The organism is Janthinobacterium sp. Ant5-2-1 (assembly GCF_001445815.1).
Classification (GTDB): Bacteria; Pseudomonadota; Gammaproteobacteria; order Burkholderiales; family Burkholderiaceae_D; genus Janthinobacterium; species Janthinobacterium lividum_E.
Map to the genome: position 1 here is coordinate 36,087 of NZ_LNCE01000035.1, position 12,101 is coordinate 48,187.

Consider the following 12,101-nt stretch of genomic DNA (forward strand, 5'->3'; position numbering starts at 1 on the left):
CACTAGTTGGTAGGTCGGATTAGCGTAGCGTAATCCGACAGACAGCCTAAATTGCCCCACCTGCCATCAGCAGCCGGGCTACCTCGGCTGCTGAATGCAGGCCCAGTTTTTCCATCGTGTTATGGCGGTGCACCTGCACCGTCTTGTCGCTGATGCCCAGCTCGCGGGCGATGACTTTCGACGCTTTGCCTTCGGCCATCAAGAGCGCCACTTCGCGTTCGCGCGCCGTCAATGTCGCCAATACTGCCTGTGCCGTATTGGTGCTGGCGGCGCTGCGGCTTTCTTCCACGCTGCGGGCCACGGCGCGCGAGACGGCGTCCAGCAGCACCTGATCCTTGCACGGCTTTTCCAGAAAGTCGCAAGCGCCCGCCTTCATCGTCTGCACGGCCATGGCCAGGTCGCCGTGGCCGCTGAGGAAAATCACGGGTAGCGCAATGGCATGGCGTGATAGTTCCTGCTGCAGTTCCAGCCCGCTCATCAAGGGCATGCGCACGTCGAGCAGCAAGCAGCCCGGCGCATGGCCATCATAGCGCTGCAGGAAATCGCGCGCCGATTCGAACGTCTGCACTTTCCAGCCGGCCGAATCGAACAGATAGGCCAGCGAGCGGCGCATGGCGGCGTCGTCGTCGACGACAAAGATGATCGCATCGCTTTCATTCATGGTGTTTCCTTGTTTGCTTCTATGCCGGTATCTTCAGGCAGGCGGAACCAGACCGTCAAGCCTGGCGCATCGGCATTGGCGTGCGCCGACAGGCTGCCGCCGAACGATTCGATGATGCTTTTGCTGAGCGACATGCCCAGGCCCAGGCCTTCGGCCTTGGTGGTAAAGAACGGTTCGAACAATCGCGCCATCTGCGCCGTTGGCAAGCCGCATCCCGCGTCGCGTACGGCCACCGTGCAGGCGCCGTTTTCACGGTGCAGCAGCACGCCGATGGGCTGCTGCGGATTGCCGTTTTCCACCTGCGCATCGAGCGCATTTTTCAGCAGATTGAGCAGCACCTGCTGCACTTGCTGCGGGTCGGCCAGCACGCGCGCGTCAAGATTGCTGCCTTCGTGGTTCCAGCTGATATGGGCGTGCGGATGGGCTGCGCGGAACAGTGCCACGGCTTGCTCCACGGCGCCGGCCAGGGCGAAGGCCGTGCTGTGGGCGGGACGTTTTTGCGCCATGGCGCGGATGTGCCGGATGATGGCGCCCGCGCGCTCGCTTTGCGTGGCGATTTCCTGCGCCCCATCGAGCAGGGGCGCCGCGTCGAGCCGGCCCGCCGTGATGCGGCGCGCCATGCCGCGCGCGAAATTGCCGATGGCCGCCAGCGGCTGGTTCAATTCGTGCGCGATGGCGCTGGCCATCTCCCCCAAAATCGCCAGGCGCGCCGTGTGGTCGAGCGTGGCCTGGCGCTGGCGCGCCTGCTCTTCCAGCGCGCGCTGCTGGTGCTGCGCCGCGCGCAATTGCTCCGTGCGCCGGCTGACCAGGTATTCCACGCGCACCGTGTGCACGGCCCAGGCGACCAGCAGGGCCAGCACGAGCAGCATCCAACCCCAGTAGCGGCGCAGCGCCGTCTCGAACGTCAGCTTGTCCAGGTAGGCGTAAGGGCCGATGCGCAAGTCGCGGAACAGTTCATCGACGATCTGGTAATCGCTGGGCACCGTCCAGCTATAACCCTCGGCCGTGCGCGGCATGGCCAGCAGGGCCTGCGCCACTTTTTTCGCCAGCGCGGGCGGCGTCTGGCGCAGGGCCACGAAGGGCCAGTCCGGATACAGGCGCGACGAGCTGGCACAGCGAAAGCCGGGAATCGGGCGCGTGGTGATCACGCGCAGTTCCTCGGCCCGCACTTCGCCGCGCGCCACCATTTGTTCCAGCAAACAGGTGCGCACGATGCCCGCATCCATGTGCCCGGCCCGTACGGCGTCGACGATCTGCTGCGAGGGAAAACCGCTGTAGCGCAGGCTGGCAAAATCGTGCGTGGGATCGATGCCCGCTTCGCGCAGTTCGCGCGCGGCGATCTGGTAGCCGCCAAAGGCGTCGGGCGCCACGGCCATCACGTTCTTGCCCGCAAGGTCGGCCAGGTCATGCAGCGGCGACGCGCTGCGCACGACGATGGCCGAACCGATGGCCTGGCGCGGCGAGTCCGTCCACGGCGATTCCAGCGTGGCGATGCGGCTGGCGCCGTCGCTGTGTTCGAGCGCCACGTAATGGCCGCTGCTGGTGATGGCAAAGGCGATCGTTTGAGACTGCACGGCGCGCGTCAGGCCCGCCTGGTCGTAATCGGCCAGGATGAAACGGATGCCGGGAATGCTGGCCTGCAGATGGCGCGTCACATACGACCAGTCCTGCTGCACGGCGTCGCCGCCCTTGTAGGCCAGCACGCCAATGCGGACCTCTGGCAGTGCGTCATCCGCTTGCGCGCCGTGCAGACACAGCGCCGCCAACGCGAACAGTAAAAAACGCACTAAAACATGCTGCGCTGTGCCGAACGCGCATCGCCGAACAGGTCCAGCAGCAGTTTCTTGATGGGGGCGGGCAGCGGCGCATCCGCGATTTTCGCGCCGTCATACCAGACGTGCGTCGCTTCCCCGGCCATTGCCAAACGGCGCGCCAGGGTGATGCGGCAGGGGACGATGTGCAGCTTGTAGTGGGTGAAGACGTGGACGATGGGCAGCAACCGTTCCTGCGATTCGATTTCGCCGAACGGCGCCACGGCGCGCGCCAGCGCATCCTGGTCGATGGCACGAGGAGAGTCTTCATTGGCCAGCACGTGGCCATCGAGTTCGGGTAGCGACAGCAGGCCGCCCCAGATGCCCGAGCCGGGACGCTGCTCCAGCAGCACCTGGCCATCGTCGATGACGACCAGCATGACGGCGTGTTTTTCCGGGCTGGTTTTCTTCGGTTTGCGCACAGGCAGATCCTTGGTGCGGCCCGTGGCGTAGGCCACGCAGCGCGGCTGCAAGGGGCAGCGGCCGCAATCGGGGCTGCTGCGCGTGCACAGGGTGGCGCCAAAGTCCATCAGGCCTTGCGTATAGGCTTCGATGCCCGTCTCAGGCAGCAGTGCTTCGGCGCGGCGCCACATGGCTTCCTCGACCCGTTTTTCGCCTGGATAGGCGTCGATGCCGAATGTGCGCGCGAACACGCGCTTGACGTTGCCGTCCATGATGGCCGCGCGCGTGCCGCTGGAAAACGCGGAAATGGCGGCGGCCGTCGAGCGGCCGATGCCGGGCAGGTCGGCCAGCAGGGCCGGGTCGCTGGGGAACACGCCGTCGTATTCGGCCACCACGCGCTGCGCGCACTTGTGCAGGTTGCGCGCCCGCGTGTAGTAGCCAAGGCCGCTCCACTGCGCCATCACGTCTTCGACAGGCGCGCTAGCAAGGTCGCGCAGGGTGGGGAAGCGTTCGAGGAAGCGCGCGTAGTAGCCGAGCACGGCGGTGACCTGCGTTTGCTGCAGCATGATTTCGGACAGCCAGATCAGGTAGGCGTCGCGCGTGTTTTGCCAGGGCAGCGCGTGGCGGCCATGCTGCTTTTGCCAGGCGATGACGGTGGCGGAAAAAGTCGGGTCGATATAGTCTTCAAAAGACGCCGCGCCCGTGGCGGGCGAGAGCGGATGCAGCAAACGTTTCATGCAGGGTTCCAGTATTCTGTTGTCTATGTTGCGCTGGCCGCGCGCAAGGCAGCCAGCAATTGCGCCAGCTGCGCCTTGTCGCGTTCGAGCGCCGCCAGGCTGGCCTCGAAGCCGGCGATTTTCTGTTCCAGGCTGCCCGTGGCGTCATGGATGCGCTGGATCGAGGCGAAGCGCAGTTTCAGTTGTTCCTTGTACTCGACGATCTGCGCTTCGAGCGGCGCCATGATGACCTTCAGCCAGGCGCTGGCGTCGTCATTGGCATTGGTGAAACTGCGGCGCACGCGCGAGGCGATGGTGTCGAAGAATTTTTCCATCAGCACGACGCGGCTGGTGGTGAGCAGGGTCGCCGTGCCGAACTGCTTATGGTAGACGGCTTCGATGTCGGCGATCTCCTGGCGGTAGCGGGCCAGTGAAAACGGCATCGGCAAGGCCAGCGCCAGGCCATGTTCGGAAGCGAATTTGCGGTACATCACGTTCATCATTTCCGTGATCTCGGCCGTCTTGCCTTCCGAGCGGTCCAGGTTGCTGGCGATGCGCTCGAAATACTGGCGCACGGCTTCGCGCAGGCCCGTGAAAAAGCGGCTGCGCTGCATGGCGGCGCGTACGCCGTCGATATCGTCGCGCACGATGTCCATGCCCAGGCTTGTGTACAGTTCCGTCGACAGGCGGGTAAACACGGCGCGCGTCGCTTGCAGCTTGAACAGGCTGCTGTCGAATTCCTTCTTCTCGATGTCGATGCGCCGCATCATGTGCGCGATCACGCTCTGGTTCTTGCCGCGCAGGCTGTGCAGCTCGTGCAGCTGCTCGGCGATGCCGCGCGCGCGGGCCGCCGCCTGCACCTGCTGCGCCGCTTCGATGGCATCCAGGTCGAACGCCAGCTGGCGCCGGATGATGTCCTTGCGTGCGGGGATCAGCTCCTCGAACAGGGCCGTCTCCAGCGGCAGCAAGCGGCTCTTTTCCAGCAGCGCCGCATCGTCGTTGATCTTGCCCACCAGGGCCTTTTGCGCCGAGACGGGGAACACCTGGCTCGCGTCCAGTGTCAGCAGATGCGCCACGCTGGCCTGCTGGCGCTCGATCGCTTGCGCCACCTCGGCATCGCCGCGCAATTCGTCCCACATGCTGTCGATCTTGTTGAGCACCACCAGGCGCCCCGCGCCGGCGCCGATATGGTTGCGCCATACCTCGATATCGCTGCGCGTGACGCCCGTGTCGGCCGCCAGGATGAACAGCACCGCGTGCGCATTCGGGATCAGGTTCAGGGTCAGTTCCGGCTCCGTGCCGATGGCGTTCAGGCCCGGCGTGTCGAGGATGACCAGGCCCTGTTTCAGCAGCGGATGGGGGAAGTTGATGATGGCGTGGCGCCACATGGAGATTTCCACCTGGCCGTCCTCGTCGAGCATGGCGGGGGCATCCGCATCGTCGGCGTCATACAGGCCGTAGCGCGCCGCTTCTTCCACGCTGACTTTTTTCGTCAGGCTGACCTGGCGGATCGCTTCCTGCATGTCGCCGCCCGCCTCGATGTTCAGGGGCAGGACGGTCCAGGCGGCGGGCAGCTCGCGGTAGTCGCTGGTCGACAGGTTCTGCGCGCGCGTCTCGATGGGCAGCAGCCGGATCGAGGGCGGCCAGGCCGCGTCGTACAGCAGCTCGGTGGGGCACATGGTGGTGCGGCCCGCGCCCGAAGGCAGGATGCGCTGGCCGTAGCCGGCAAAAAAGATGGCGTTGATCAGCTCGGATTTTCCGCGCGAGAATTCCGCCACGAAGGCAACGGATAAACGGTCGTCGAGCAGGCGGGAACCACAGCGCGCCAGGCGCAGCGCGGAGGCGCCGTCGACCAGGCCCGCCGCGCTGGCGGCTTGCCGGTATGCCTGCAAGGCGGCCTGCACGTCCTGCCGCCATGCGCTGTATTGTTCCAGGTCTCTGACCATCTGCTCCCCTTTATTTTTGACAGTTCACGCAGTAGAACGTGGAACGCTGCCCCTGCACGATCTGGCGGATAGTCGCGCCGCAGACGCGGCATGGCTTGCCCGCGCGGTTGTACGTGAAATACGTCTGCTGGAAGTAGCCGGACTGGCCGTTCACGCCGATGAAGTCGCGCAGGGTGCTGCCACCTTGCACGATGGCTTCGGCCAGTACGTCGCGGATCGCTTGCGCCAGTTTCTCATAGCGGGCCAGGCCGATGCGCCGGGCTGGCGTCTTCGGGTTGATCCCCGCGCGGAACAGGCTTTCGGAACAATAGATATTGCCCACGCCGACGACGATGTCGCCCGCCATCAGCACCTGCTTGATGCTGGTGCCCTTGTTGCGCGTTTTCTCGAACAGCAGCTGGCCCGTGAAGCCGCCTTCCAGCGGTTCCGTGCCCAGGCCGCGCAGCAGCGCGTGGCCATCCAGCGGGCCGTCGGCATCGTCGTGCCACAGCACGGCGCCGAAGCGGCGCGGGTCCGTCATGCGCAGCACCTGGCTGCCGCCTTGCGCATCTTCCACGACGAGGTCGAAATGGTCGTGCTTTTGCGCTTGCGTCCCCGTCGGCAGCACGCGCAAATGGCCCGACATGCCCAGGTGGATGATCAGGGTGCCGTGGCGGAAGTGGATCAGCAGGTATTTGCCGCGCCGCCCCGTCAGGCCGATGGTTTGCCCGGACAATTGCTCGCCCAGGGCAGGGGGAAAGGGCCAGCGCAGGCCGTCGCGGCGCAGCACGACGGAGCGTACGGCGCGCCCTTCCAGGTGGGGCGCGACACCGCGCCGTGTGACTTCGACTTCTGGCAATTCTGGCATAGGGCTCGAATGGTTGAAAACCGGATAAAAAACAGGCGGGTTGCCGGCCGAGGGCTGGCCCTGGCAGGCCACGCCGCCACGACGTATATATTTCGTTACATACGTGAAGTACGCGATAGCCGCGTTGGGCGTAGAATCAAACTTTGCCGTTTAGCCAGGATCAGCCTTTGAAAAACGCTTTCGCCATTGTAACCTTGTCCGCCCTGATGGCCACGCATGCCATGGCACAGACCCCTGTCGCCCCTGCCGATGCCGCGACCAGCCCCTCTGCGGCCGCGCCCGTCGCGCCGCAGGAAGAGGGCGCAGAGTCCAAGGTGGACGCCAAGGCGGAGGGTTTGCCCAAGGTCGAATTGAGCAGCGACCTGCTGTACAAGCTGACCCGCGCCGAAATGGAATTCAAGAGCGGCCAGTGGCAAGGGCCGTACGTGACGATGATGGTGGCGGCGCAGCAGACGCGCGACCCGCGCCTGGCGCGCCGCGCTTCCGAAATGGCGCTGGCCGCCAAGCAGGGCGGCGAAGCGCTGGCGGCCATCCGCCTGTGGCGCGAGCTGGCGCCCGAATCGGACGAGGCAACGCAGTTCTTCCTCGGCTTCGTCGTATTGACGGACAAGATCGAGGAAGCGGAACCGATCTTCGCCGAGCGCCTGGCCAATGCGCCGGGTGGCGCACGGGGCGTGGCCCTGTTCCAGATGCAGCAGATTTTGTCGCGCTCGAATGACAAGCTGTATGCCTATTCGATGGTGACGCGCCTGGTGCAGCCTTACCTGGACATGTTTGAAGCGCACCTGGTGCTGGCGCAGGGCGCCTTGTCGATCGGCGAGCGTGAACGCGCCATCGGCGAAGCGAACAAGGCGCTGGCGATCAAGCCGAACTCCGAGCTGGCCGCGCTGACCCTGGCGCAGGTGACGGGCGAACCCGAGGCGGCAAACAAGGTGCTGGCCACGTTCCTGCAAAAGAATCCGGACGCCGTCGAAGTGCGCGGCGCGTACGCGCGCCTGCTGGTCGAGCAAAAGCAGCTGGAGCCGGCGCGCGAGCAGTTCCTGCTGCTGCTGAAAAGCCAGCCCGATAACGTGGGCGCCCTGTATGCGCTCGGCATCGTGGCGCTGCAGCTGGAAGACACCAAGGGCGCGGAGCAGTACTTCAAGCGCTTCCTGGCCGTGCTCGAAAAATCCCCTGGCGACACGCGCGATCCGTTCAAGGCCCTGATGATACTGTCGCAGATCGCCGAGACGCGCGGCGACACGGCGGGCGCCATCGCCTGGTTGGACAAGGTCGACAACAGCGCGTCGGCCGGCTATGTCGAGGCGCGCTTGCGCCGCGCCCAGCTGATCGCCCGTGGCGGCAATCTCGATGCGGCGCGCAAGGCGCTGACGGAAATCGAGACGGACGATCCGGCAAGCCAGGCGCAGGTGCTGCTGGTCGACGCGCAATTCCTGCGCGATGCCGGCTACGTGCAAAGCGCGTACACGGTGATGGAAAACGCCTTGCTGCGCTTCCCCGACAATCCGGAACTGCTGTACGACTACGCCTTGCTGGCCGAACGTCTGGACAAGTTCGAGCTGATGGAAGCGAGCTTGCGCCGCGTGATGGCGCTGGCGCCCGACAACCAGCACGCATACAACGCGCTCGGTTATTCGCTGGCCGAACGGGGCCTGCGCCTGGAGGAAGCCCATGCGCTGATCGAGAAAGCCTTGCAGATGGCGCCGGGCGACCCGTTCATCATGGACAGCATGGGCTGGGTGCAGTTCCGCATGGGTAACCTGGCCGCCGCGGAAAACGCGCTGCGCCGCGCCTATGCCGTGCGCAGCGATCCGGAAATCGCCGTCCACCTCGGCGAAGTGCTGTGGCAGAAGGGCGACAAGGCCGAAGCGCAAAAGTTGTGGCGCGAAGCGCAAGGCAAGGACCCGAAAAACGATGCGTTGAAAAGTACCTTGGCGCGCTTGAATGTCAGTTTGTAGCGCAATGTTAACTAAAATCAGGGGTCAGACCCGCCGGGGGAATGCTTTCCAGTGGAACGCATTCCGATCCCGTAGGGACTGACCCCAGCTTTACGCTGCTGGTTCTTTATAATTCCCATGCCAAAAAACCTCTTTGCTCTCACCGCCCTTTGCCTGTCCCTCTCGGCCTGCTCGACCCTGACTTCCCCCTTTTCGTCCGGCGCCGCACCCTCCGCTCAAACCGTCGCACCCTACCGCGAACAGGTCGAACTGACGGGGCGCCTGAACGTCGTGTACCAGAAGGATGACAAGCCCGAATCGGCCACCGTCAATTTCAACTGGCAGCAGACGGCGCAGCGCACGGACGTGACCCTGTATTCGCCCGTCGGCAGCACCCTGGCGACGATCGCCGTCACGCCGCAGCAAGCCGTGTTGACGCAAAGCGGCAAGGCGCCGCGCAGCGCGCCGGACGTCGATACCCTGAGCGCGCAGATGCTGGGCTGGTCCTTGCCCGTGTCGGGCTTGCGCGACTGGCTGCAAGGCCATGCCGTGGGCGCCGACGGCAAGCGTTTCGTCGCTTCCCCGGCCAATGACAGCGTCACGACGAAAGACGGCTGGCGCTTGCGCTATGTGTCGTGGCAAGAAGTAGGGCAAAATGCGGCCGACAATACACCGGGCGCCTTGCCCCAACCGCGGCGTATCGATGCCGAACGCAATGCCAGCGCGCAGGCCGATGCCGTGTCGCTGCGCATCGTGCTCGATCCCGCTCCATCGGCTCAAGCACAATGACGTTGACGACCCTGAATAACTGCCCGGCCCCGGCCAAGCTGAACCTCTTTTTGCACGTCAACGGCCGCCGCGCCGACGGCTACCATCTGCTGCAGACGGTGTTCCAGTTGCTCGACCATGGCGACACCCTGCACTTCGCGCTGCGCGACGACACGCTGATCCGCCGCGTGACGGCGCTCGCCGGCGTGCCGGAGGAGCAGGACCTGATCATCCGCGCCGCCAGGCTGCTGCAGGCGGAAGTGCTGCGCCGTACTGGCGCCTTGCCGCGCGGCGTCGATATCGCCATCGACAAGGTGCTGCCCATGGGCGGCGGGCTCGGCGGCGGTTCGTCCGACGCGGCGACGGCCCTGATGGCCTTGAACCGCCTGTGGCAGGCGGGGTTGACGCGCGAGGAATTGATGGCGCTGGGCTTGCCGCTGGGCGCCGATATCCCGTTTTTCATCTTTGGCGAGAATGCCTTTGCCGAAGGCGTGGGCGAAGCCCTGCAACCCGTCGCCACGCCCGAGTGCTGGTATGTCGTGATCGAGCCGGGCGTGCAAGTACCGACCGCCGCAATTTTTTGCGCGGAAGGCTTGACGAGAAATACCGAACCCGTCACAATAGCGGACTTTTCCAGGTACCTCGCAGAAGGAAACGATGCGGGCGGGTTTGGTAAGAATGATTTACAGCAAGTAGCATGCAGTCTTTTCAAGCCGGTAGCAGATGCGGTAGAATGGCTGGGTGCTTACGGTGAGGCCAGGATGACTGGTTCCGGTGCTTGTGTGTTTGGTACGTTTGGCAGTCAGGAAGAAGCGGATGCGGTGCTCAGAAATGTGCCACCAGTCTGGATCGCCTGGAAGGCAAAAGCGCTGGATCGCCACCCGATGCTCACCATGTTGTAGAGAGCAAAAAAAGATTTTGCTTAGCGTCAAATAGTCGGTATAATACTGGCCAACATGACGGCAAGCAGTCAGTAACGTAGGGGAATCGCCAAGCTGGTTAAGGCACTGGATTTTGATTCCAGCATGCGAAGGTTCGAATCCTTCTTCCCCTGCCACCCTTTCACCGTAGTCTGTCGATGCGAAGTTGGCGTCCAGTGCGGGAAAAAGCAGATGTGTCGCCACGCGGCATATTCTAAACAATGACTGACCGGGCCTATGCCCGGTTAGTGCTTTTCAAGACTTCTATATCACCTCTTGGGACTCCCATGGCTTACGAAAACCTGATGGTTTTTACCGGCAACGCGAATCCAGCGTTGGCAGAGGGGGTCGCAAAAAACCTCGGCATCCCTCTCGGTAAAGCAAACGTTTCGAAATTCTCCGACGGCGAAGTAATGGTCGAGATTAACGAAAACGTACGCGGCAAGGATGTTTTTGTTTTGCAATCCACCTGTGCTCCAACCAACGACAGCCTGATGGAAATCATGCTGATGGTTGATGCCTTGAAACGTGCTTCCGCTGGCCGCATCACCGCCGCGATTCCTTACTTTGGCTACGCCCGCCAAGACCGTCGTCCACGCTCCGCGCGTGTGGCGATTTCGGCCAAGGTGGTGGCGAACATGCTGGAAGAAGCCGGTGTCGAGCGCGTCCTGATCATGGACTTGCACGCTGACCAGATTCAAGGTTTCTTCGATATCCCAGTCGACAATATTTACGCTTCGCCAATTTTGCTGGGCGACCTGCAAAAGAAAAACTACCAGGATCTGCTGGTAGTGTCGCCGGACGTCGGCGGTGTGGTACGTGCGCGCGCCCTGGCAAAACGCCTGGGCTGCGACCTGGCCATCATCGACAAGCGTCGTCCAAAAGCGAACGTGTCCGAAGTGATGAACATCATCGGTGAAGTCGAAGGCCGCAACTGCGTGATCATGGATGACATGGTCGACACGGCAGGCACCCTGACCAAGGCTGCCGAAGTGCTCAAAGAGCGCGGCGCGAAAAAAGTCGTGGCGTATTGCACGCACGCGGTGCTGTCGGGCCCGGCGATCGACCGTATTTCGGCTTCGCCACTCGATGAGCTGGTCGTGACCGATACGATCCCCCTGTCCGAAGCGGCCCTGGCCTGCGGCAAGATCCGTCAATTGACGTGCGCGCCTTTGCTGGCCGAGACGTTCAAGCGCATCATCAAGGGCGATTCGGTTATTTCCCTCTTTATCGATTAATTCGATAATAGAAACAGACGTATGCCTGCGGCGCGACCGGCTTTTTGCCTGTTGCGCCGCAGTGTTTTAATTTTCGGGGTGTTTTGCACCCCATTTTCGAGGATTCCTGGTCGCGGGTATCCTCATAACACAAGGCGCAAGCCTTGTTCTTCTTGGAGTTTCACATGAAAGTTATCGCATTTAAACGCGAATTGCAAGGTTCCGGAGCGAGCCGCCGCCTGCGCATTTCCGGCCAAACCCCTGGTATCGTCTACGGTGGCGCTGAAGCCCCTGTGCTGATCTCGCTGGATCACAACGCCCTGTACCACGCGTTGAAAAAAGAAGTGTTCCACTCGTCGATCCTGGATCTGGAAATCGACGGCGTTTCCCAGCAAGTTCTGTTGCGCGACTTCCAAGTCCACGCATACAAACAACTGGTTCTGCACGCTGACTTCCAGCGCGTTGACGCATCGCAGCCTATCCACGTGAAAGTGGCTCTGCACTTCATCAACGCTGACGTTTCCCCGGCAGTCAAACTGCACGGCGCGACCATCAGCCACGTTGCCAATGAAATCGAAGTCGCTTGCCTGCCAGGCAAACTGCCAGAATTCATCAACGTTGACCTGTCGAACATCGACGTTGGTCACTCGCTGCACGTAGGCGACCTGGTTCTGCCAGCTGGCGTGACCGCTGTCACCCACGGCGCCAACCTGACCATCGCTACCGCTTCGGTACCGGCTGGCCACGTTGCTGCTGAAGCCGCTGCTGCTGAAGTTGTTGCTGACAAGAAGTAATTTTTGCCGCCGCAGCAATGCGGTAGTCGCAAGGAAAAACCCGCCAGGTTCGCCGCGCGGGTTTTTTTCTGCCTGTTTTCAC

10 protein-coding genes and 1 tRNA gene are annotated in these 12,101 nt (G+C 63.1%); 6 read left to right on the plus strand and 5 right to left on the minus strand.

What is annotated here, in order from left to right; genetic code table 11:
* Positions 1 to 46 precede the first annotated feature (46 nt).
* Genes ASN89_RS12655 through mutM form a run of 5 tightly spaced genes read right to left on the minus strand, consistent with a single transcriptional unit; the run spans position 47 to position 6,383 of the window.
* Positions 47 to 661, minus strand: coding sequence for a response regulator transcription factor (locus ASN89_RS12655; protein WP_058049491.1), 615 nt, complete (start codon positions 659 to 661; stop codon positions 47 to 49).
* A complete protein-coding gene (locus ASN89_RS12660) occupies positions 658 to 2,448 on the minus strand; it encodes a sensor histidine kinase (RefSeq protein ID WP_058049492.1) in 1,791 nt (596 codons plus the stop codon). Before ASN89_RS12660 ends, ASN89_RS12655 begins: the two co-directional genes overlap by 4 nt.
* Entirely contained in the window at positions 2,448 to 3,611 is a 1,164-nt protein-coding gene (gene mutY / locus ASN89_RS12665; protein WP_058049493.1) for an A/G-specific adenine glycosylase, read from the minus strand. The genes ASN89_RS12660 and mutY overlap by 1 nt, the downstream gene beginning before the upstream one ends.
* A gap of 23 nt (positions 3,612 to 3,634) precedes the next feature.
* Positions 3,635 to 5,536, minus strand: a complete 1,902-nt coding sequence (locus ASN89_RS12670) for a dynamin family protein (RefSeq protein WP_058049494.1) — start codon at positions 5,534 to 5,536, stop codon at positions 3,635 to 3,637.
* Between the two features lie 10 nt (positions 5,537 to 5,546).
* The gene (gene mutM, locus ASN89_RS12675) at positions 5,547 to 6,383 is read right to left on the minus strand and encodes a bifunctional DNA-formamidopyrimidine glycosylase/DNA-(apurinic or apyrimidinic site) lyase (RefSeq protein ID WP_058049495.1); all 837 of its coding nucleotides are present in this window, start codon (positions 6,381 to 6,383) and stop codon (positions 5,547 to 5,549) included.
* 167 nt (positions 6,384 to 6,550) lie between these two features.
* Here mutM and ASN89_RS12680 point away from each other — a divergent pair, with 167 nt between their 5' ends.
* The 6 genes from ASN89_RS12680 to ASN89_RS12705 all read left to right on the plus strand — a co-directional run bounded on the left by ASN89_RS12680 (position 6,551) and on the right by ASN89_RS12705 (position 12,019).
* Positions 6,551 to 8,341 carry a tetratricopeptide repeat protein gene (locus tag ASN89_RS12680; protein ID WP_058049496.1) on the plus strand — a complete coding sequence of 597 codons (1,791 nt, stop codon included), beginning with the start codon at positions 6,551 to 6,553 and terminating at the stop codon, positions 8,339 to 8,341.
* Positions 8,342 to 8,458: 117 nt separating this feature from the next.
* Entirely contained in the window at positions 8,459 to 9,109 is a 651-nt protein-coding gene (locus ASN89_RS12685; RefSeq protein ID WP_058049497.1) for an outer membrane lipoprotein LolB, read from the plus strand.
* Positions 9,106 to 9,990, plus strand: coding sequence for a 4-(cytidine 5'-diphospho)-2-C-methyl-D-erythritol kinase (ispE, locus tag ASN89_RS12690; protein WP_058049498.1), 885 nt, complete (start codon positions 9,106 to 9,108; stop codon positions 9,988 to 9,990). Before ASN89_RS12685 ends, ispE begins: the two co-directional genes overlap by 4 nt.
* 78 nt (positions 9,991 to 10,068) lie before the next feature.
* Positions 10,069 to 10,145, plus strand: a tRNA-Gln gene (locus ASN89_RS12695).
* 150 nt (positions 10,146 to 10,295) lie between these two features.
* Positions 10,296 to 11,246 (plus strand): ribose-phosphate pyrophosphokinase, encoded by a 951-nt coding sequence (locus ASN89_RS12700; RefSeq protein WP_034753270.1) that lies wholly within the window; start codon positions 10,296 to 10,298, stop codon positions 11,244 to 11,246.
* Positions 11,247 to 11,410: 164 nt separating this feature from the next.
* On the plus strand, positions 11,411 to 12,019 hold the full coding sequence (locus tag ASN89_RS12705; RefSeq protein WP_035824067.1) for a 50S ribosomal protein L25/general stress protein Ctc: 609 nt from the start codon (positions 11,411 to 11,413) through the stop codon (positions 12,017 to 12,019).
* The last annotated feature ends 82 nt before the right edge of the window (positions 12,020 to 12,101 follow it).

What these genes read in the sequence shown, in the direction of transcription:
- ASN89_RS12655 (WP_058049491.1), bottom strand. Translation starts at nt 661, where the DNA reads ATGAATGAAAGCGATGCGATCATCTTTGTCGTCGACGACGACGCCGCC.
- mutY (WP_058049493.1), bottom strand. Translation starts at nt 3,611, where the DNA reads ATGAAACGTTTGCTGCATCCGCTCTCGCCCGCCACGGGCGCGGCGTCT.
- ASN89_RS12670 (WP_058049494.1), bottom strand. Translation starts at nt 5,536, where the DNA reads ATGGTCAGAGACCTGGAACAATACAGCGCATGGCGGCAGGACGTGCAG.
- mutM (WP_058049495.1), bottom strand. Translation starts at nt 6,383, where the DNA reads ATGCCAGAATTGCCAGAAGTCGAAGTCACACGGCGCGGTGTCGCGCCC.
- ASN89_RS12685 (WP_058049497.1), top strand. Translation starts at nt 8,459, where the DNA reads ATGCCAAAAAACCTCTTTGCTCTCACCGCCCTTTGCCTGTCCCTCTCG.
- ispE (WP_058049498.1), top strand. Translation starts at nt 9,106, where the DNA reads ATGACGTTGACGACCCTGAATAACTGCCCGGCCCCGGCCAAGCTGAAC.
- ASN89_RS12700 (WP_034753270.1), top strand. Translation starts at nt 10,296, where the DNA reads ATGGCTTACGAAAACCTGATGGTTTTTACCGGCAACGCGAATCCAGCG.
- ASN89_RS12705 (WP_035824067.1), top strand. Translation starts at nt 11,411, where the DNA reads ATGAAAGTTATCGCATTTAAACGCGAATTGCAAGGTTCCGGAGCGAGC.